At 71.7% G+C, this 20,576-nt stretch carries 15 protein-coding genes; 9 read left to right on the plus strand and 6 right to left on the minus strand.

The window, feature by feature from the left end; genetic code table 11:
* Positions 1-43 precede the first annotated feature (43 nt).
* On the minus strand, positions 44-541 hold the full coding sequence (gene greA / locus BKD26_RS03060; protein ID WP_084895471.1) for a transcription elongation factor GreA: 498 nt from the start codon (positions 539-541) through the stop codon (positions 44-46).
* 178 nt (positions 542-719) lie between these two features.
* Positions 720-1,121, minus strand: a complete 402-nt coding sequence (locus BKD26_RS03065) for a DUF4307 domain-containing protein (RefSeq protein WP_084895473.1) — start codon at positions 1,119-1,121, stop codon at positions 720-722.
* A 105-nt stretch (positions 1,122-1,226) separates the two neighbouring features.
* Here BKD26_RS03065 and mca point away from each other — a divergent pair, with 105 nt between their 5' ends.
* Together mca and BKD26_RS03075 are read left to right on the plus strand one after the other, a co-directional pair.
* Positions 1,227-2,108: a mycothiol conjugate amidase Mca gene (gene mca / locus BKD26_RS03070; RefSeq protein ID WP_084895475.1), complete on the plus strand. Its 882-nt coding sequence runs from the start codon at positions 1,227-1,229 to the stop codon at positions 2,106-2,108.
* A 1-nt stretch (position 2,109) separates the two neighbouring features.
* Positions 2,110-2,352: a hypothetical protein gene (locus BKD26_RS03075; protein ID WP_084895477.1), complete on the plus strand. Its 243-nt coding sequence runs from the start codon at positions 2,110-2,112 to the stop codon at positions 2,350-2,352.
* 67 nt (positions 2,353-2,419) lie between these two features.
* On the opposite strand, the gene BKD26_RS03080 is transcribed toward BKD26_RS03075, so the two are convergent.
* Positions 2,420-5,653 carry a tetratricopeptide repeat protein gene (locus BKD26_RS03080; protein ID WP_179166414.1) on the minus strand — a complete coding sequence of 1,078 codons (3,234 nt, stop codon included), beginning with the start codon at positions 5,651-5,653 and terminating at the stop codon, positions 2,420-2,422.
* Between the two features lie 165 nt (positions 5,654-5,818).
* Between BKD26_RS03080 and BKD26_RS03085 the strand changes: the two genes are divergently transcribed.
* The 5 genes from BKD26_RS03085 to BKD26_RS03105 all read left to right on the plus strand — a co-directional run bounded on the left by BKD26_RS03085 (position 5,819) and on the right by BKD26_RS03105 (position 14,656).
* Positions 5,819-7,852, plus strand: a complete 2,034-nt coding sequence (locus BKD26_RS03085) for a thioredoxin domain-containing protein (RefSeq protein WP_084895481.1) — start codon at positions 5,819-5,821, stop codon at positions 7,850-7,852.
* Between the two features lie 270 nt (positions 7,853-8,122).
* A complete protein-coding gene (locus BKD26_RS03090) occupies positions 8,123-9,379 on the plus strand; it encodes a glycosyltransferase (protein ID WP_084895483.1) in 1,257 nt (418 codons plus the stop codon).
* Positions 9,376-11,022, plus strand: a complete 1,647-nt coding sequence (locus BKD26_RS03095; RefSeq protein WP_084895485.1) for a glycosyltransferase family 39 protein — start codon at positions 9,376-9,378, stop codon at positions 11,020-11,022. Before BKD26_RS03090 ends, BKD26_RS03095 begins: the two co-directional genes overlap by 4 nt.
* The gene (locus BKD26_RS03100) at positions 11,019-12,200 is read left to right on the plus strand and encodes a glycosyltransferase family 2 protein (RefSeq protein ID WP_084895488.1); all 1,182 of its coding nucleotides are present in this window, start codon (positions 11,019-11,021) and stop codon (positions 12,198-12,200) included. The genes BKD26_RS03095 and BKD26_RS03100 overlap by 4 nt, the downstream gene beginning before the upstream one ends.
* Before the next feature lie 50 nt (positions 12,201-12,250).
* Entirely contained in the window at positions 12,251-14,656 is a 2,406-nt protein-coding gene (locus BKD26_RS03105) for a galactose oxidase early set domain-containing protein (RefSeq protein WP_084896182.1), read from the plus strand.
* On the opposite strand, the gene BKD26_RS03110 is transcribed toward BKD26_RS03105, so the two are convergent.
* Together BKD26_RS03110 and BKD26_RS03115 are read right to left on the minus strand one after the other, a co-directional pair.
* Entirely contained in the window at positions 14,634-15,266 is a 633-nt protein-coding gene (locus tag BKD26_RS03110) for a TetR family transcriptional regulator (protein ID WP_084895490.1), read from the minus strand. The two genes, BKD26_RS03105 and BKD26_RS03110, sit on opposite strands and share 23 nt — an antisense overlap.
* A 128-nt stretch (positions 15,267-15,394) precedes the next feature.
* Entirely contained in the window at positions 15,395-16,063 is a 669-nt protein-coding gene (locus BKD26_RS03115; RefSeq protein ID WP_084895492.1) for a hemolysin III family protein, read from the minus strand.
* Positions 16,064-16,271: 208 nt separating this feature from the next.
* Between BKD26_RS03115 and BKD26_RS03120 the strand changes: the two genes are divergently transcribed.
* Positions 16,272-18,098 carry a phosphoenolpyruvate carboxykinase (GTP) gene (locus BKD26_RS03120; protein ID WP_084895493.1) on the plus strand — a complete coding sequence of 609 codons (1,827 nt, stop codon included), beginning with the start codon at positions 16,272-16,274 and terminating at the stop codon, positions 18,096-18,098.
* Between the two features lie 226 nt (positions 18,099-18,324).
* Positions 18,325-20,073, plus strand: coding sequence for an Ig-like domain repeat protein (locus BKD26_RS03125; protein WP_241518526.1), 1,749 nt, complete (start codon positions 18,325-18,327; stop codon positions 20,071-20,073).
* A 57-nt stretch (positions 20,074-20,130) separates the two neighbouring features.
* On the opposite strand, the gene BKD26_RS03130 is transcribed toward BKD26_RS03125, so the two are convergent.
* Positions 20,131-20,523 carry a hypothetical protein gene (locus tag BKD26_RS03130; RefSeq protein ID WP_084895495.1) on the minus strand — a complete coding sequence of 131 codons (393 nt, stop codon included), beginning with the start codon at positions 20,521-20,523 and terminating at the stop codon, positions 20,131-20,133.
* Positions 20,524-20,576: the final 53 nt, after the last annotated feature.

The raw sequence follows: 20,576 nt of genomic DNA on the forward strand, positions 1-20,576 counted from the left end.
CACGAAGGGCCGGGCCCAGCGGCCCGGCCCTTCGGTGGTGCTGTCAGCCCGAGTACGGCTTCGCGTCGAGGATCGTCACCGACGCCTTCTTGCCGTTCGGCAGCTCGTACTGCGCGTCCTCGCCGACCTTCTTGCCATTGACACCCGAGCCGAGCGGCGACTGCGGGGAGTACGTCTCGATGTCGGAGCTCGCGTACTCACGCGAGGCGAGCAGGAAGGTCAGGGTGTCGTCCTCGTCGCCGTCGAAGGCGATCGTGACCACCATGCCGGGCGCCACGACGCCGCTCTCCGCGGGAGCCTCGCCCACCTTCGCGTACTCCAGGAGCTGGGTGAGCTGGCGTACGCGCAGCTCCTGCTTGCCCTGCTCCTCCTTGGCCGCGTGGTACCCGCCGTTCTCGCGCAGGTCGCCCTCCTCGCGCGCAGCCGCGATCTTCGCTGCGATCTCGGTTCGCGCGGGACCAGACAGGTACTCCAGCTCGGCCTTGAGCTGGTTGTACGCCTCCTGGGTGAGCCAGGTGACGTTTTCGCTGGTCTGGGTCACAGGTGCTCCTCGTCGGTACTGGGAATACAAAGCATCGCCCTACCCAGAAGGATTGTGCCTTCCTGGATGGGCGAAACCACGAGCCTAACAATTTCGGCGGGGAAGGGGGAGGACGAAAGCCACGGAATCTGTGTCCACGCAGGTCACGGCGCGGAAGCGGGGCGGATGCGTGGCGCGGCTACTCCGACGTACAGCCCAGGAGCTCCGCGCTCGTCGCCTTCGCCGTCGTGCGTACGGTGACGACCTCGTCGATCCGGTCGGTCGCCTGGTCGAAGCGGACGTCCTTGTGGCCCACCTCGCTGCCGTCCTCCGCGAGGGCGCGCAGCGTGCAGGAGCCCTTGGCGTCCCGGTCCTTGCGCACCTCCAGGTGCGCCTGGACCCGGTCGTCGGCCGAGACGTCGAACTTGATCAGCTCGGCGCTGATCCTCTGGCCGGCGATGTAGTCGTACCCGAACCAGCCGACCAGGCCGAGCAGCGCGACGCCCAGGACCGAGCCGACGATCTTGAGCTTGCGGTCGGCGCGCTCGTCCGCCGAGCGGCCGTAACGGCCCTCGGGCAGCCCTTCCCGCACCGCGCTCATGATCGTTCCTCTCCTGGGCCGACTTCCCGGACGGCGGAATTTTCCGCCCACCGATTCCGTCACTATAGAAGCCGCCCGATGTGACAATTCATTGAGGATCGAGTCTTGACTGAGCAGCTGCGACTGATGGCCGTTCACGCCCACCCCGACGACGAGTCGAGCAAGGGCGCGGCAACGATGGCCAAGTATGTGTCCGAGGGGGTGGACGTGCTGGTCGTGACCTGCACCGGGGGCGAGCGCGGTTCCATCCTCAACCCGAAGCTCCAGGGTGACCCGTACATCGAGGAGAACATCCACGAGGTACGCCGCAAGGAGATGGACGAGGCCCGCGAGATCCTCGGCGTCCGGCAGGAGTGGCTGGGCTTCGTCGACTCCGGCCTTCCCGAGGGCGACCCGCTGCCGCCGCTGCCGCAGGGCTGCTTCGCCCTGGAGGACGTCGACAAGGCCGCCGGCCGCCTGGTGAAGTCCATCCGTACCTTCCGCCCGCAGGTCATCACCACGTACGACGAGAACGGCGGCTACCCGCACCCCGACCACATCATGACCCACAAGATCACGATGGTGGCCTTCGACGGTGCGGCGGACGCGGAGAAGTACCCGGAGTCGGAGTTCGGTCCGGCCTGGCAGCCGCTGAAGGTCTACTACAACCAGGGCTTCAACCGTCCCCGCACGGTCGCCCTGCACGAAGCGCTGCTGGCCCGGGGCCTGGAGTCGCCGTACGGAGAGTGGCTGGAGCGCTGGAAGGAGTTCGAGCGCGCCGAGCGGACCCTGACCACGCACGTCCCGTGCGCCGACTTCTTCGAGATCCGCGACAAGGCCCTGATCGCCCACGCGACGCAGATCGACCCGGACGGCGGCTGGTTCCGCGTCCCGATGGAGATCCAGAAGGAGGTCTGGCCGACGGAGGACTACGAGCTGGCCAAGTCCGTGGTGGACACCTCCCTCCCCGAGGGCGACCTCTTCGCGGGCATCCGCGACAATGCCTGACATGAGCGCACACCAGGCACTGACCCAGCTCGTCCCGCTCGCCGCCAAGGAGCTCGACGAGAACAAAGTGACCCCCGGCGTCCTCGGTTTCATCGTCTTCGCGGTCATGGCCGCGGGCGTATGGCTGCTGATGAAGTCGATGAACCGCCACATGGGCAAGGTCGACTTCGAGGAGGCCCCCGAAGCCCCGGAACCGGCGGCGGCGACGGGCGCCGAGAGCACGCCGGGCAAGAGCGCCCGGTAGGCCCCAGGCTCGACGTCACGGCTCCATGACCACCGCGTGGTGGTTATGGAGCCGCGCCATGCCCGGATCAGGGGCGGGGCGAACCCGTTCCGGTCCCCGCCTCCGTCGGGACGCCCATCACCTCCCGCGCGTGCCGGTTCGGGGTCAGGCCCAGGGGCCAGGCCTGCCAGGGGGCTTCCAGGCGGACGCCGCGTTCCAGGACCAGCGACCAGGCCGCCAGGGCGTCCTCCAGGCGCGGGTCGCGGGCAGGGTGCTTGGCCTCCGTCAGCTGGGCCAGCTCCTGCTGGGCGACGACCGTGCCGACGTCCACGCCGCCCGGGGAGGCGTACGGCAGCAGGGTGCAGCGCAGGAAACGGGACCAGTCCGCGCCGCGCAGGTCGCCGTACGAGGCGAACAGGGCGGTGGCCTCGTCGCACAGCGCGAGCGCCTGGGGCGCCCTGCTGTTGCCCGCGTCGATGACCGCCAGCTCCAGGCACGTCCACGCCTCGCCGTGCGCCACTCCGATACGGCGGAAGTCCGCGCGGGCGTCCACCAGCAGCTGGCGGGCGAAGCCCGAGTTGCGGAGGTTGCCCGTGCGGGCGGCGCGCTGGTCGCGGGTGGCGCGGCCCGAGTGGTGGCGGGCGCACGCCAGGCCGTACACGTCCCGCATCCGGGAGAACATCGTGCGGGCCCGCTCCAGCTCCCGCACCGCCTCATCGGTGTCGCCCTCGTCCTCCAGCGCCTGGCCCAGGTAGTACAGCGTCCACGCCTCGCCCCGCGCGTCCTCGTTGTCACGCTGGCGCGCCAGCGCCGTACGCAGCTGCCCGGCCGCCGCGCCGGGGTCGCCGTCCACCAGCCGGGCCCGGCCCAGCTGGGTCAGCGCCCACGCCTCACCCCGCCCGTCGTGCGTGCGCCCATACAGCTCCAGCGCCGTACGCAGCTCCTCCTCGGCGCGCGGCACGTCCCCCAGCCGCAGCCGGACCTGGCCCAGCTGGAAGTGCGCCCACGCCTCGCCGTGCAGCGACTCGTTCTCCCGGTGCAGCGTCAGCGCCGTGTCCAGCAGGGCCAGCGCCTCCACGATGTTCGCCCGGTCCCGCTCCACCGCCGCCAAAGCGTGCAGCGTCCACGCCCGGTCCCCCGCCAGCTCCGGCGACGCCTGGAGCTCCAGCGCCTCCCGCAGCCTCGCCGCCGCCTCCGGCAGATTGCCCTGGTGCTGCAGCGTGATGCCCAGCGAGCACAGCGCGAGCGCCGCCCCCGCGTCCTGCTGGGCCTCCTGGTACAGCGACACCACCGACGTCAGCGTCGTACGCGCCGTGTCCAGCTCGCCCAGCTGCCGCGCCGCGATACCGGTCCGCCACCGCACCGACCGCACCAGCAGCCCCTGGTCCACGGCCTCGGTCAGCTCCTGGAGCTCACCGAGCCGGTACAGGTCGCCGCGCAGCAGGCAGTAGTCGCACAGCGCGCCCAGCAGGTCCAGCACCGTCTGCCGGCTCACGCCCTCCGCGTTGCGCAGCGCCGCCGTGATGAACGCCGACTCGTCGTCCAGCCAGCGCAGCGCCGCCTCCAGCGAGGTGAACCCGTGCCCGCCGAAGCGGCCCGCCCGCGTCGACATCTTGCCGTCCACCATGCGGATCACCGCGTCGGCCAGCTCCGCGTAGTTCCTGATCAGCCGCTCCTGGGCGGCGGCGATGTCGCCCGCGTCCTCCTCGTCGTCCAGCCGCGCCGCCGCGAACGCCCGCACCGCGTCGTGCAGCCGGAACCGGTCGCCCCGCACCTGGTCCAGCAGGCCCGCCCGCGCCAGCTCCCGCAGCCGCTTCTGCGCCTCGTCCTCCCCGGCCGCCAGCAGCGCGCCGGCCGCCGCCGCCCCGAGCGACGCCCGCCCCGCCAGCGCCAGGCGCCGCAGCAGCCGCCGCTGGTCCTCCTCCAGGTCCGTGCCGTACCGCGCCGCCACCGCCCGTTCGACCGGACCGCCCGGCTGCCGCTCCAGCAGCCGGGCCACCTCCGCCGTCGACCGGGCGCCGACCGCCGAGCCCGCCACCCGCAGCGCCAGCGGCAGCCCCGCGCACAACTCCCGCACCCGCTCGGCCGCCTCCGCGTCGTACGGCCCCCGCTCCCCGCCGCCGGCCACCTCCCGCAGCAGGTCCTCCGCGCCCGCCGCGTCCAGGCCCGTCACCGGCAGGTGGTGCACCCACGCCGGCACGTCGTCGCCCAGCTCCAGCGGCTCGCGCGCCGTCACCAGCACCAGGCTCTCCGACCGCTCCGGTATCAGCGTCCGCACCTGCTCCGCGTCCCCCGCGTCGTCCAGCACCACCACGACCGGCAGCCCCGTCAGATGCTGGTGGTACAGCTCGGCCAGCCGCCGCACCTGCGCCTGCGCCGACGACGAGCGGTCGCGCAGCAGCAACTGCTCGCGCGGCGCGCCCAGCCGGTTCAGCAGGTGCAGCAGCGCGTCGCGGGTCGACACCGGCTTCCCGCCGCGACCGGTGCCCCGCAGGTCCACCAGGCACGCCCCGCGGAACAGGTCCCGCAGCCGGTGCGTGGCCCGCACGGCGAGGGCGGTCCGCCCCGCGCCCGGCTCGCCGTGCAGCACCACCACCGTCGGCCGTGTCTCGGTCGCCGCACGCCCCGACCGCACCCACCGCTCGATCCGCTCCAGCTCCCCGCGCCGCCCCGCGAACGGCTCCCCGGCCTCCGGAAGGTGGCCGAACGACTGCTCCAGAGCCGTGCGCCGGCGGGCGACGGCGCTGCGGTCCACGCCGCGCAGCGCCGGCGCCTTGTCGGCCGGCTTCTGCGCGGCGGCCGCCGCCAGGATCCGCTGCTGGTCCAGGAACGGGCGTATGCCCCGTACCTCCAGCGCCGTCAGCCACTGGAGCCGCAACTGCTCGGGCCCGCCCGGCTGGCCCAGCGCCCCGGCCCGGCGGTGCGCGGCCGGCCAGTGCGCCGCGGTCACCTTCAGCACCGTCGCCGCCGCCCCGGCGACCGCCACCACCGCCCCGGCCCCCAGCGCCGTGCCCGTCGCCGTGCCGAGCGCCAGGTCCGCGCCGATCGCCGCCACCGCCGCGACCGCCGTGACCAGCGTGGGCGTCCCGACGGCCTGCCCGCTGAACCGCTCCGACAGCGACAGCCGGCCCGCCTCCGCCGCCTCCAGCGCCGCCGCATACGCCGCGTACTCTTCCGCGGCGCTCGCCGCCAGGGTGTCCAGCGCTGCCCGGCCCCGCGCCAGCAGCACCCCCGCGTCGGCCCGCCCGCCCGAGCGCCGCACCTCCTCCTCCACGGCCCGGGCCAACAGCCGCTCGGCCTCCGCGCGATGGCTCTCCCGCAACTGCGTCATCCGCGTCCCCCTCCGCAAGCGATCACTTTCCGACAAGTGTCCGCCGTAGGGCTGATCGGCGCGAGGGGCTGTGGATAACCCGGTTCACCCCAGACACCCGGGACACCCCCTGGACGCCCGAGGCGCGTGGTGTGCACATCCGGCAGGATGGGTGGTATGCCGAACCGACTGGCCCATGAGACGTCCCCGTACCTCCTCCAGCACGCCGACAACCCGGTCGACTGGTGGCCCTGGACGGGCGAGGCATTCGAGGAGGCCCGGCGCCGCAACGTGCCCGTGCTGCTCAGCGTCGGCTACAGCTCCTGCCACTGGTGCCACGTGATGGCGCACGAGTCGTTCGAGGACGAGACGACCGCCGCGTACGTCAACGAGCACTTCGTGCCCGTCAAGGTCGACCGGGAGGAGCGGCCCGACGTCGACGCCGTCTACATGGAGGCCGTGCAGGCCGCCACCGGCCACGGCGGCTGGCCCATGACCGTCTTCCTGACGCCCGAGGCCGAGCCGTTCTACTTCGGTACGTACTTCCCGCCCGCGCCCCGCCACGGCATGCCGTCCTTCCACCAGGTCCTCCAGGGCGTCGCGGTCGCCTGGGCCGACCGGCGCGCGGAGGTCGACGAGGTCGCCGGGAACATCGTGCGGGAGCTGGCGGGGCGCTCCCTCGCCTACGGCGGGGCCGGTGCGCCTGGCGAGCAGGAGCTCGCCCAGGCGCTGCTCGGGCTGACCCGCGACTACGACGACCGGCACGGCGGCTTCGGCGGGGCGCCGAAGTTCCCGCCGTCCATGGTGGTCGAGTTCCTGCTGCGCCACTACGCCCGCGCCGGCGCCGAGGGCGCCCTGCAGATGGCCGCCGACACCTGCGAGGCGATGGCCAGGGGCGGTATCTACGACCAGCTCGGCGGTGGCTTCGCCCGCTACTCGGTGGACCGCGAGTGGGTCGTGCCGCACTTCGAGAAGATGCTGTACGACAACGCCCTGCTGTGCCGCGTGTACGCCCACCTGTGGCGGGTCACCGGCAGCGACCTGGCCCGCCGGGTGGCTGTGGAGACGGCCGACTTCATGGTGCGTGAACTGCGCACCGCCGAGGGCGGGTTCGCCTCCGCGCTGGACGCCGACTCCGACGACGGTACGGGCAAGCACGTCGAGGGTGCCTTCTACGTGTGGACGCCCGGGCAGCTGCGCGAGGTCCTGGGTGAGGAGGACGCCGCGTACGCCGCCCAGTACTTCGGCGTCACCGAGGAGGGCACCTTCGAGCACGGCTCCTCCGTGCTGCAACTGCCCCAGGGCGCCGGGGTCGTGGACGCCGAGCGCATGGAGGGGATCCGGCGGCGGCTGCTCGCCGCCCGCGAGGAGCGCCCCCGCCCCGGCCGCGACGACAAGATCGTCGCCGCCTGGAACGGGCTGGCGATCGCCGCGCTCGCCGAGACCGGCGCCTACTTCGACCGCCCCGACCTGGTCGAACGCGCCACGGAGGCCGCGGACCTGCTCGTACGGCTCCACATGGACAGCTCCGCGCGGCTCGCCCGCACCTCCAAGGACGGGCACACCGGCGCCAACGCCGGGGTGCTGGAGGACTACGCCGACGTCGCCGAGGGGTTCCTGGCGCTGGCCGCCGTGACCGGCGAAGGCGTCTGGCTGGAGTTCTCCGGCTTCCTCCTCGACATCGTCCTCGACCAGTTCACCGGCGAGGGCGGCGCGCTGTACGACACCGCCCACGACGCCGAGCGGCTGATCCGCCGCCCCCAGGACCCCACCGACAACGCCGCCCCCTCCGGCTGGACCGCCGCCGCCGGAGCCCTCCTCGCGTACGCCGCCCACACCGGCTCCGAAGCCCACCGCACCGCCGCCGAGGGCGCCCTCGGCGTGGTCAAGGCCCTCGGCCCGCGCGCGCCCCGCTTCATCGGCTGGGGCCTGGCCGTCGCCGAGGCGCTCCTCGACGGGCCGCGCGAGATCGCCGTCGTCGGCCGGCCGGACGACGACACCGCCCGCGCCCTGCACCGCGCCGCGCTCCTCGGTGCCGCCCCCGGCGCCGTCGTCGCCTTCGGCGAACCGGACGGGGCCGAGGAGGAGTTCCCGCTGCTCAAGGACCGTCCCCTGGTCGACGGGCGGCCCGCCGCGTACGTCTGCCGCCACTTCACCTGCGACGCGCCTACCACGGATCCGGACGACCTGGCGCGCAAACTGGCCAACTGACGCTGAAAACACAGTTTTTATCGGGACAGCTCCTGACTGTCACTGTCTGCCTCTATTCTCATCGGACAAAGGAGTGGAGACTCCGCGCACGTTCTGGGGAGGGCGTGCGCGGACGTTGAGCGAGGGCGTCGACGGCCAGGGGGGTCCTGCCGCGATTCGCCCCTGACATGTCTCTTGGGGAACGACCGTACTGCGGCGGCGTGACACCGGTGCGACCACCGGTGCGCGCACCTGCTCCGCCGCGGCATGGTCGGAGGGGGGAACCTTTCCGTGCTCGTATCCGTGTCCGTCGTCGCCATTTCGCTGGCGCTCTTCTGGATGGCCGCCTTCACCCTGTGGTGGCAGATGCACGCCTGGCGTACGCCCGAGACGCTCGCCGCCACCCGGTTCCAGAGCCCGGACGGGCAACAGGGGCTGTCGTTCTCGCTGTTGCTGCCCGCCCGCCATGAACAGCTCGTCCTGGAGCACACGATCGACCGGCTGCTGGAGTCCAGCCACCGGGACTTCGAGATCATCGTGATAGTCGGCCACGACGACCCGGAGACCACCGAGGTCGCCGAACGGGCCGCCGTCCGCGACCCCGGCCGCGTACGCGTCGTCGTCGACACCCACGAGTCCAAGAACAAACCCAAGGCCCTCAACACCGCCCTGCCCTACTGCCGGGGTGACGTCGTCGGCGTCTTCGACGCCGAGGACCAGGTCCACCCCGAGCTGCTCGCACACGTCGACCACGCCTTCACCGCCACCCGTGCCGACGTCGTCCAGGGCGGCGTCCAGCTGATCAACTTCCACTCCAGCTGGTACTCCCTGCGCAACTGCCTGGAGTACTTCTTCTGGTTCCGCTCCCGCCTCCACCTGCACGCCGCCAAGGGCTTCATCCCGCTCGGCGGCAACACCGTCTTCGTCCGCACCGACGTGCTGCGCGAGGCCGGCGGCTGGGACCAGAACTGCCTCGCCGAGGACTGCGACCTGGGCGTGCGGCTCTCCAGCGTCGGCAAGAAGGTCGTCGTCGCGTACGACGCCGACATGGTCACCCGCGAGGAAACCCCCGGCACCCTGATGAGCCTGCTCAAACAACGCACCCGCTGGAACCAGGGCTTCCTCCAGGTCTACCGCAAGAAGGACTGGAAGCAACTGCCCACGCTCGGGCAGCGGATGCTCGCCCGCTACACCCTCATGACGCCGTTCATGCAGGCCTTCACCGGCGTCATCATCCCGCTCAACGTGGCCGTCGCGCTCTTCCTCGACGTCCCCATCGGCATCGCCGTCATCACCTTCCTCCCCCTGCTGACCGCGATGGTGACGTTCGTCTTCGAGATCGTCGGACTGCACGACTTCGGCAGGCAGTACGGGCTGCGCGTACGGCTCGTCCACTACCTGAAGCTCATCGTCGGCGGGCCCTTCTACCAGCTGCTGCTGGCGGGCGCGGCGGTCCGCGCGGTCTGGCGCGAGCAGCGCGGCCGCAACGAGTGGGAGCTCACCAGCCACGTCGGCGCCCACCTCGTACGGGAGGAAGCCACCCGATGACCGCCACCCTTCCCGCGGCTCCCGCGGCCCCCGAGACGGTCGCCGTCCCGGCACCGCACGACAAGAGACGGCTGGTCACCCGGCCCGTCATACGCTTCCGCAGCTCCCGCCCCGACCTCGTCCTGTGCGGCGTGCTGCTCGTGGTGATCCTCCTCGTCCAGGGCTGGAACATCCAGCAGTACCCCACCCTCAGCGACGACGAGGGCACCTACCTCGCCCAGGCCTGGGCCGTGCAGAACGGCCGGGGCCTCGCCCATTACACGTACTGGTACGACCATCCGCCGCTCGGCTGGATGCAGCTCGCCGCCCTCACCTGGATACCGTCGCTGATCGCGCCCGAGACGATGACCGTCGCCTCCATGCGCCTGGCGATGCTGCTGGTCAGCGCCGCCTCCGCGGTGCTGCTGTACGTGCTGGCGCGCCGCCTGTGGCTGCCGCGCTGGGCCGCGGGCCTGGCCATGGCGCTGTTCGGGCTCTCCCCGCTCTCCGTCGTCCTGCAGCGGGAGATCTTCCTCGACAACCTCGCCGTGATGTGGATGCTGCTGGCGTTCTGCCTCGCCGCCTCACCCAACCGGCACCTGTGGCACCACTTCGGCGCCGGGATCACCGCCGCCATAGGCGTCCTCACCAAGGAGACGATGCTCGTCGTCCTCCCGGCGCTGCTGGTGACCATGTTGCGCCACGGCCACCGCGACACCCGCAAGTTCGCCGTCACCGGAGCCATCACCGCCTGCGCCCTGATCGGCTTCTCCTACCCGCTGTTCGCGCTCCTCAAGAGCGAGCTGCTGCCCGGCGACGGACACGTCTCCCTGTGGGACGGCATCACCTACCAGATGAGCCGCCCCGGCTCCGGCTTCATCCTCACCGACGGCACCGGCTCCAACGGGGTGCTCGACTCCTGGCTCTACTACGACCGGGTCCTGCCGCTCGGCGGCCTCGCCGGCGCCGCCCTGCTCCTGCTCACCCTCCGGTGGTCGGTCACCGCGCGGGCCCTGGCCGGACCGGCGCTCGCGGTCGCCATCCTGGCGGTCGTCGCCATGCGCCCCTCCGGCTACCTGCCCGCCATGTACGTGATCCAGGCGCTGCCCTTCCTGGCCCTGGTCCTCGCCGGCGGCGCGGCCAGCGTCGCCCACGCCGTGCTGCGCAAGGGCCGCCGTACGCCCGCCCTGCTCCCGGTGCGCCGGACCGTCGCCGTCCTGCTCGCGGCCACGGCGGCCGTGTACGTCGTCCCGCGCTGGTACGACGGCGACCGCACCGCCATGACCGCCGACGCCAACGCCCCCTACCGGGCCGCCGCCGCCTGGCTCGGCCGCGAGGTCCCCGACCCCGCCCACGCGCGCGTGCTGGTCGACGACGCGCTCTGGCTCGACCTCGTCCACGCCGGGTACGAACCCGGGCTGGGCGTCATCTGGTTCTACAAGGCCGACCTCGACCCGGCGGTGACGAAGACCATGCCCCGCGGCTGGCGGGACCTGGACTACGTCGTCGCCTCCCCGACCGTACGGCGCGACGCGCGTGACCTGCCCAACGTCAAGGCGGCGCTGGAGCACTCGACGCCCGTCGCCACCTTCGGCGAGGGCCAGGAACGCATCGAGATCCGGAAGGTCACCGGAGACCGGAACAGCCGAGCGGAGGCCTCTTGACCATCCAGCCCACCGGCGCCGAGCACGTCGCCCCGGTCACCGACGACGTACCCGAGCCGGGTGCCGTCACCGTCGTCATCCCCACCTTCAACGAGTCCGCCAACGTACGGGAGCTGCTGCGCCGCATCACCGCGACGGTGCCGGACCGCCTCCCGTGCGAGATCGTCTTCGTCGACGACTCCACCGACGACACCCCGGCCGTGATCGCCGACGCCGCCCGGGACTGCCCCTTCCCCGTCTCCGTCATCCACCGCGACACCCCCGACGGCGGCCTCGGCGGCGCCGTCGTCGCCGGGCTGAAGGCCGCCACCGCCGACTGGATCGTCGTCATGGACGCCGACCTCCAGCACCCGCCCGCCCTCGTCCCCGACCTCGTCGCCACCGGCGAGAAGGAGGACGCCGACCTCGTCGTCGCCAGCCGCTACCTGGCCGGCGGCAGTCGCGCCGGACTCGCCGGCGGCTACCGCGTCGCCGTCTCGCGCGGCGCGACCTGGCTCGCCAAGGGGCTCTTCCCGCGCGCCCTGCGCGGCATCAGCGACCCGATGAGCGGCTTCTTCGCCATCCGGCGCGCCGCCATCACCACCGACACCCTGAAGCCCCTCGGCTACAAGATCCTCATGGAGCTGGCCGTACGGTGCCGTCCGGCCCGGGTCGCCGAGGTGCCGTTCGTCTTCGAGGAACGGTTCGCCGGCGAGTCCAAGTCCACGGCCAGAGAAGGCGTGCGGTTCCTCCGCCACCTCGTCGAGCTGCGCACCGCGTCCCCGCTCGCCCGCATGGTCGCCTTCGGGCTGATCGGCCTCACCGGCTTCGTACCGAACCTCGCCGCCCTGTACGTCCTCACCGGCGCCGGGCTGCACTACCTGCCCGCCGAGATCCTCGCCAACCAGCTCGGCGTCGCCTGGAACTTCCTCCTCATCGAGGTGCTGCTGTTCCACGACCGCCGCCACCACCGGCACTGGGCCGACCGCGTGGGGCGCTTCGCGCTCCTCGCCAACGCCGACCTGGTCCTGCGTATCCCCCTGATCGCCCTGTTCGTCGGGCAGCTCCACATGGCGGTGCTGCCCGCCACCGCCCTCGCGCTGCTGACCACGTTCGTCCTGCGCTTCGCCGGCACCGAGGCGCTGGTCTACCTGCCCCGCAGAGCGCGTCCGGCCCGCACGGGAAGGAACGTCCGGTGAAACCGACCCCTCGACGAAGGCGAGGAGTGGCCCTGTTCGCCATCGGCGCCATGACCTCCGGCCTCCTTCTGGCCGCCCAGCCCCCGGCGGCCGCCGGGATCAACCTCATCAAGAACCCCGGCTTCGAGACCCCGGGCACGGACCACACCGGCATGCCCGAATGCTGGTCCAAGTCCGGCTGGGGGAACAACGACTTCACCTTCACCACCACCAGCGACGCCCACACCGGCACCGGCGCCATGAAGGTCGAGCTGACCCGCCGCGTCGACGGCGACCGCAAGGCCCTCATCACCGAGTCCAACGCCTGCGCCCCGGCCGTCGCCGCCGAGCGGCAGTACGACCTGTCCCTCTGGTACAAGTCGACGACCCCGGACACCGCGATCACGCTCTTCCGGCACGACACGACCGCCGGCTGGCAGTACTGGACCGACCTCAAGACCCTCCCGGTCGCCGCCGCCTACACCCGCGCCGAGGTGCGCACGCCCGTCGTCCCGCCCGGCACCGACAAGATCGCCTGGGGCGTGTCCGTCTTCGGCACCGGCAGCGTCACCACCGACGACTACGTGATGGAGGAGGTCACCCCGCCCGCGCCCGACCCGGTCTGCACCGGCACCGCCGAGGAGTGCGCCAAGGGCAGGTGGGAGGTCCTCCCGACCAAGAACCCGGTGCGCTCCATGCACTCGGTCGTCCTCCACAACGGCAAGGTGCTGCTGATCGCGGGCTCCGGCAACGACCCGGAGATGTTCAAGGCCGGCACCTTCACCTCCGCCGTGTACGACCCGGCGAACGGCTCCTTCAAGACCATCCCCACCCCTGTCGACATGTTCTGCGCCGGCCATGTGCAGCTGTCCGACGGCCGGGTGCTGGTGATGAGCGGCAACAAGGGCTATCCGTCCGCCGACGGGAGGATCGGCTACCAGGGCCTGAAGGACTCGTACACCTTCGACCCGGCGACCGAGTCGTACGTGAGGACCAACGACATGCACGACGGGCACTGGTACCCGTCGGCGACGATCCTCGGCAATGGTGACGTGATCTCCTTCGGCGGGCTGAAGGAGGACTCCACCGGCAATGTGACGGCGGAGAAGTTCTCGGCGGCGCAGAACAAGTGGCTGCCGATCAACGAGGTCAAGCAGACCTGGTCGTACTGGGGCCTGTACCCGTCGATGATCCTGATGCAGGACGGGCGGCTGTTCTACTCCGGCAGCCACACCTTCGGCAACGGCACCCCGGGCACCGGCGCCTCGATCTACGACTACGACAAGAACACCATCACCGACGTCCCGGGCCTGAGGAACAAGGACGAGCGGGACGAGTCCGCGAGCGTCCTGCTGCCGCCCGCCCAGGACCAGCGGGTGCTGACCATCGGCGGCGGCAACAACGAGCGCAACCCCGCCGCCAACCGCCTCACCGACATCATCGACCTCAAGCAGCCCAACCCGGCCTACGTCGCCGGCCCGCCGATCCCGCACGGCCTGGTCGACCAGGGCGCCGGCAAGCGCCCGCAGACCGGCGACGAGGGCAAGATGTACGTGTCGGCGGTGCTGCTGCCCGACGGCAAGGTCCTGGAGACCGGCGGCGCGCTGCACGACCGGGCCGACCCGGTGTTCGAGGCGTCGATCTTCGACCCGGCCACCGACACCTACCAGGCGGGCATGGCCGCCGACCCGGTGCCGCGCGGCTACCACTCGTCGGCGTTCCTGCTGCCCGACGGCCGGGTGATGGCGGTCGGCGACAACCCCGGCAACGGCTCCTACAACCACGACGTGTCGGTCTACACGCCCCCGTACCTGCTGAAGGGCCCGCGCCCGCAGATCACCTCGGTGATCGACAGCCGGTGGAACTACGGCGACACCCAGCGGATCACGGTGGACCGGCCGATCGTCAAGGCGGAGCTGATCCGCCCGGCGGCCGTCACCCACTCCTCCGACCCCAACCAGCGGTTCGTGGACCTGCCGCTGTCCGTCATCGACGACCGTACTGTCGACCTGAACGTCACCGGCAACCCGAACCTGGCCCCGCCCGGCTGGTACATGCTCTTCGCGGTCGACGCGGGCGGCGTCCCGTCCATCGCCCAGTGGGTGCACCTGGGCGGACCGGCGGCGATGGCGGCGGAGGCGGAGAGGTCGGCGCACGTCCACGACTTCGCCGGCGACCTCGCCGCCACCCCGAAGAAGCCGCTGAAGAAGCGGGACGCGGCGCCGGTCAGCCCCCGGATCGCCGGGTGCGACCGGCACTATGGCACGGCCGGGGTGTGCGTACCGACGGTGTTCCCGCGGTCGGTGACGGCGACGACGAAGGCCCGCTGCGACTGGCTGGCGGTCCACGACTACGGCCGCCTGAAGGTCAACGGCAAGGACGACCCGCTGCGGCTCGACCCGAACCGGGACGGCGTGGCCTGCGGAAAGGGGGACACGCCCGTCAGGGACGCCGCTACAGCGAAGGCCCGCCCTTGAGCGTGTCGAGGGCGCGGTTCACGAGCGCGACCAGGTCGTCCCGCTGGTCGCGCTCGGCCCAGTGGATCAGCACCTCGCGCAGCGCACCCGTCACGGCGGCGGTGAAGACCCGTACCTCCAGGTCGTCCGCCGCCCGGCCGGTGCGGTCGGCGAGCACGCGCGACAGCACCTGGGAGGTCTCGGCCATCGTCTCGGTCATCCGGGCGCGTACGGCCGGGACCTCCACCAACAGCCGGGCGCGCTGCCGCGTCTCCTCCGGCTCGTGCTCCAGGAACGCGGCCACGGTCCGGGTGAGGACACTGCGGAGGGACTCCAGCGGGTCCTCGCCGGCGGGCCGCCCGCGGAGCGCCTCCTCCATGACCGGGTCGTACTCGTCGGTGAGGACGATGTCCTCCTTGGCCGGGAAGTACCGGAAGACGGTGCTGGGCGAGACCTCGGCCGCCTCGGCGATCTGCTCGACGGTGGTCGCCTCGTACCCCTGCTCGGCGATCAGCCGGTAGGTGGCCCGGCGGATCGCGATCCGGGTCTTGAGCTTCTTGCGCTCCCGCAGCCCCATGGGCCGGTGCGCCCGGGTGAGCGGATCGAGCGGGGCGGGGAATTCGGCGGCCATGCGGCTCATTGTCGACCATCGCCCCGCGACGGCGAACGGCCGTGGCGCGGGGGCGCCACGGCCGTTCCGGGTCGGGCGGTGCGGGGCAGCCGTACTAGGGGTGTCCGGCGGATCAGGCCGGACGCCCCCTAGTAGGCCACCAGCGAGATGCCGACGTAGTGGGCGACGAACGCCGCGAGCGTGAGGGAGTGGAAGACCTCGTGGAATCCGAACCACCGCGGCGACGGGTTCGGGCGCTTGAGTCCGTAGACCACGCCGCCCAGGCTGTAGAGCACTCCGCCGACGATCACCAGGACCAGCACCGCGATTCCGCCCGTGCGCATGAAGTCGGGCAGGAAGAAGACGGCCGCCCAGCCCATCGCGATGTAGCACGGCGTATAGAGCCAGCGCGGGGCGCCGACCCAGAACACCCGGAACGCGATCCCCGCCACCGCGGACGCCCAGACCGCCCACAAGAGCACCCGCCCGGTGGAGTCGGGGAGCAGGAGCAGGGTCAGCGGGGTATAGGTGCCCGCGATGATCAGGAAGATATTGGCGTGGTCCAGCCGGCGCAGTACGGCGGTGGCGCGCGGGCCCCAGTCGCCCCGGTGGTAGAGGGCGCTCACTCCGAAGAGCAGGCAGGCGGTCACGGCGTAGATGCCGCAGGCGATCCGGCCGCGCGTCGAGTCGGCGAGCGCCGTGAGGACGATGCCCGCGACGAGGGCGGCGGGGAACATGCCCGCGTGCAGCCAGCCGCGCAGCCTCGGTTTCACCGGCGGAGGTTCTATCTCGGTTACTTCGGGCCTGGCTGCAGTCATGCCCGGAATGCTACCGACGCCTCCGCAGCGACCGGCAGCGAGTGGCCATGCTCACGTGAGAGGTCCTCTGGACATATGCGCACAAGGCACGGATGATCAGATGAGTGCGGTCGGCACCGGATGAGCGCCAAGAGATCCATGCAGTGAAGCATCCGGGTCGCAGCCCCCACGGGGCAGACAACCCAAAACCCCTCAACAAGGAGCAATCGTGGCGCGCGGTAATGCGGCTCCCACCACCGTCCCCACCAACCACCAGGAGCTGATCTCCTGGGTCGACGAGATCGCAAGCATCACGCAGCCGGACAACGTCGTCTGGTGTGACGGTTCAGAGGCCGAGTACGAGCGCCTGTGCGAGGAGCTCGTCGCCAAGGGCACGTTCCGCAAGCTCGACGCCATCAAGCGTCCGAACTCGTACTACGCCGCGTCCGACCCGACGGACGTCGCACGCGTGGAGGACCGCACCTTCATCTGCTCCGAGAAGGAGGAGGACGCGGGCCCGACCAACCACTGGAAGGCCCCGGCGGAGATGAAAGAGATCTTCGCGGGTGAGAAGGGCATCTTCCGTGGCTCCATGAAGGGCCGCACGATGTACGTCGTGCCCTTCTGCATGGGCCCCCTCGGCTCGCCGCTCTCCGCCATCGGCGTCGAGATCACCGACTCCGCGTACGTCGCCGTCTCCATGCGCACCATGACCCGCATGGGCCAGGCGGTCCTCGACGAGCTGGGCGAGGACGGCTTCTTCGTGCGCGCCGTCCACACCCTGGGCGCCCCCCTCGCCGAAGGCGAGCAGGACGTCCCGTGGCCCTGCAACTCCACCAAGTACATCTCGCACTTCCCCGAGACCCGCGAGATCTGGTCGTACGGCTCCGGCTACGGCGGCAACGCCCTCCTCGGCAAGAAGTGCTACGCCCTGCGCATCGCGTCCGTCATGGCCCGCGACGAGGGCTGGCTCGCCGAGCACATGCTGATCCTCAAGCTCACCCCGCCGCAGGGTGAGGCCAAGTACGTCGCCGCCGCCTTCCCGTCCGCGTGCGGCAAGACCAACCTCGCGATGCTGGAGCCCACGATCTCCGGCTGGACCGTCGAGACGATCGGCGACGACATCGCGTGGATGCGGTTCGGCGAGGACGGCCGGCTGTACGCGATCAACCCCGAGGCGGGCTTCTTCGGCGTCGCGCCCGGCACCGGCGAGCACACCAACGCCAACGCCATGAAGACCCTGTGGGGCAACGCCGTCTTCACCAACGTCGCGCTCACCGACGACAACGACGTGTGGTGGGAGGGCATGACCGAGACGGCCCCGGCGCACCTCACGGACTGGAAGGGCAACGACTGGACGCCGGACTCCGACACCCCGGCCGCCCACCCCAACGCCCGCTTCACCGTCCCCGCCTCGCAGTGCCCGATCATCGCGCCCGAGTGGGAGGACCCCAAGGGCGTGCCGATCTCGGCGATCCTCTTCGGCGGCCGCCGCGCCACCGCCGTCCCGCTGGTCACCGAGTCCTTCGACTGGAACCACGGCGTCTTCCTCGGCGCGAACGTGGCGAGCGAGAAGACCGCCGCCGCCGAGGGCAAGGTCGGCGAGCTGCGTCGCGACCCGTTCGCCATGCTGCCGTTCTGCGGCTACAACATGGGCGACTACATGGCCCACTGGATCAAGGTCGGCAAGAACGCCGCCGACCGGTCGAAGCTGCCGAAGATCTACTACGTCAACTGGTTCCGCAAGAACGACGCGGGCAAGTTCGTCTGGCCCGGCTTCGGTGAGAACAGCCGCGTACTCAAGTGGATCGTCGAGCGCCTGGACGGCAAGGCCGAGGGCGTCGAGACGCCGATCGGCATCCTGCCGACGCGCGAGGCCCTCGACACGGACGGGCTCGACCTGCCGGAGGCGGACCTCGACTTCCTGCTGAAGGTCGACACCGAGGTCTGGCGCGAGGAGGCCGCCCTGATCCCCGAGCACCTCAACACCTTCGGCGACCACACGCCGAAGGAACTGTGGGACGAGTACCGCTCGCTGGTCGCCCGCCTGGGCTGACCTGGAAGACTTCGTGGCGGGTCACCCTGCATCCGCCCTGACCTGTGGGTTCACGAATGACCCGCCGCGATGCGATCGGCCCCCGGAGCCCCCTCAGGCTCCGGGGGCCGAACTTTCACACGCCCGATTTTCGAACCCTTGTGCACAAGCTGTGCACGGCAGTTACATTTCCCCCACGTGTCCCTCTCCTCACGGAGGGGGCCAATCATGCCTGTGGGGGGCTCAGTTGAGTACATCCGTACGTTCCGTACGCTCGCGACGACGCGTCACATCCGCGCTCGTCGCCCTCTCGCTCACGCTCGGCACGGGAGGCCTGGTCGCGGCAGCCGCACCTGCCGCGTACGCCGCCGACGCGAGTGAGGTCGTCGCCAAGCTGCCGATCTCCTCGTACTCCGCGATGGTCGTCGACTCCGCGCGTGAGCGCGTGTACATCGCGGACAAGCGGTCCTACTGGTACGAAAGGGGCCAGGTCCTCGTCTACAACTTCCAGGGCCAGCAGGTCGCAACCCTGACCGGCGCCAGCCCGGTCTCCGGGCTCGCGATGAGCGCCGACGGCGCGACCCTGTACGCCGGCGAGCGCGAGTCCGTCGCCGCGTACGACACCGCCACGCTCCAGGTGACCGGCCGGACCTCGGTGCACAGCGACACGTGCGGGCGGGAACTCGCCTTCTCGGGCGGCAAGCAGTGGCACACCAGGGGGAACGCGAACTACGAGTCCGAGTGCGCGTACGCCGTTCACGGCCTCGACTCCATCAGCGGCGGCGCCTACAACGTCACCGGCTGGAACGTCACCGGCCGGATGCTGCTGGAGACCGGCGCGGGCGCCGAGAACCGTCTGTTCATGGGCCAGGTCAAGAACGAGAAGGCCACCGACCCGGCCCTGACGTCCTTCGACACCAGCGGGGACAATCCCGTACGCGGCGACTCACGCCGCTTCGCGGACGCCGAGGGCAAGGGCGGCCTGGACCTGAAGGACCTGGCGGTCAGCGCGGACGGCAAGCGCCTCGCGGTCGCGGACGCCGCCCACGGCACCCGGCTGCTCAACTCCGGCGACCTGTCCGACGCCCCGGCCCCGTACCAGCCGCTGCCCGCCGACGCGACCGCCTCCGCCGTTGCCTTCAGTGGCGACGGGAAGTACATCGCGCGCGGCGCCTCGGCCACCGGCTCCACGCCCGACCTGCTGATCCAGCCCGCCGACCCGGCGAACGGCACCACGGCGCTGGAATTCGCCTACGAGGGCGAGCTCGACGGCAACCGGGTCGTCCCGCGCGGCCTCGAGTGGTCCGCGGACGGCTCCCGGCTCTTCGCGCTCACCACCAACGCGCCCGGCAACGCCTTCTGGCTGCACGTCATCCAGCCGCCGGCCGCCCAGTACCACTCCCGCTTCACCGGCGGGCTCACCTCCACCCAGGCCGTCGTCGGCGAGCCGGTCGGCATCCGGGGCCGCCTGGAGCTGGACGGCCCGGCGCCCGCCGAGCCGGTCAAGGTGACGGCCGTACGCACCGACGCGGACGGCACGCGCAAGACCGCCCCCGCCGAGGTGGCAGCCGACGGGACGTTCACCGTGCTCGACGTACCCGCGCGGGTGGGGGAGTCGACGTACACGCTGTCCTTCCTCGGCGACCTGACGCACCGCCCGGCCGAGGACGTCAGTCTGACCGTGTCCGTGGCCAAGGCCCCGAGCGCGATCACGCTCACCGCGCCCGCCGAGGCATCCAAGAGCGCGGGCCTGGAGATCACCGGCACGTTCACCGCGCAGGGGCCCGCGCTGCCCGCCGGGATCACGCTCGCGGTCCAGCGCGCCGACCGGCTCGGCACCGGCACGCTCACCTCGGTGGCGGTCGCGGCGGACGGCACGTTCCGGATCAACGACCTGCCGCGGACGCGGGGCTCGGTCACGTACACCGTCAGCTACGCGGGCGACGACGTCCACGCGGCGTCGAGCGCTGAGGCGACGGTGTGGGTACGCCGCTGACGCGACTGAAGTAGTGGCAACCCGGCCCGCGCCCTCCCCGGGCGCGGACCGGGGCCGTCAGAGGGCGCCGACCGGGCTGAACTGCTCCAGTGCGGCGGTGTGCGCGTCCATGCGCTCGGCGGCGAGGATCGCGGCGGCCGTGTCGGCCCGGGAAGCGGCGACCACCAGGGCGCGTCCCGCGAGGGCGTGCGCGCGGCGGTGCAGGGCGGCCGGGTCGGCGCCGGTCAGGCCCGCGTGCCGGGCGGGCGGGGCGCCGCGCAGCCTGGCGACCTGCTGGGCGATGCGCTCCGCCGCCGCGTCGTCGCCGAGCTCGTCGGTGACGGCGAGCAGGGCGGCGAGGTGCCCGGCGAGCTGGATGTCCAGCTCCTCCTCGCGCGAACGGTGCGGGATGCGGTCCTGGGCGTCGTCGGCCATCCGGTGGACCGACTTGGTGCGGATCGGTTCGTACATGGTGGACGGCCTCCTGCTCGGTGACAGGAGACCATCCTACCTTGGATTCTGTC

Origin of the sequence: Streptomyces sp. CB03238, assembly GCF_002099185.1 — a bacterium.
GTDB lineage: Bacteria > Actinomycetota > Actinomycetes > Streptomycetales > Streptomycetaceae > Streptomyces.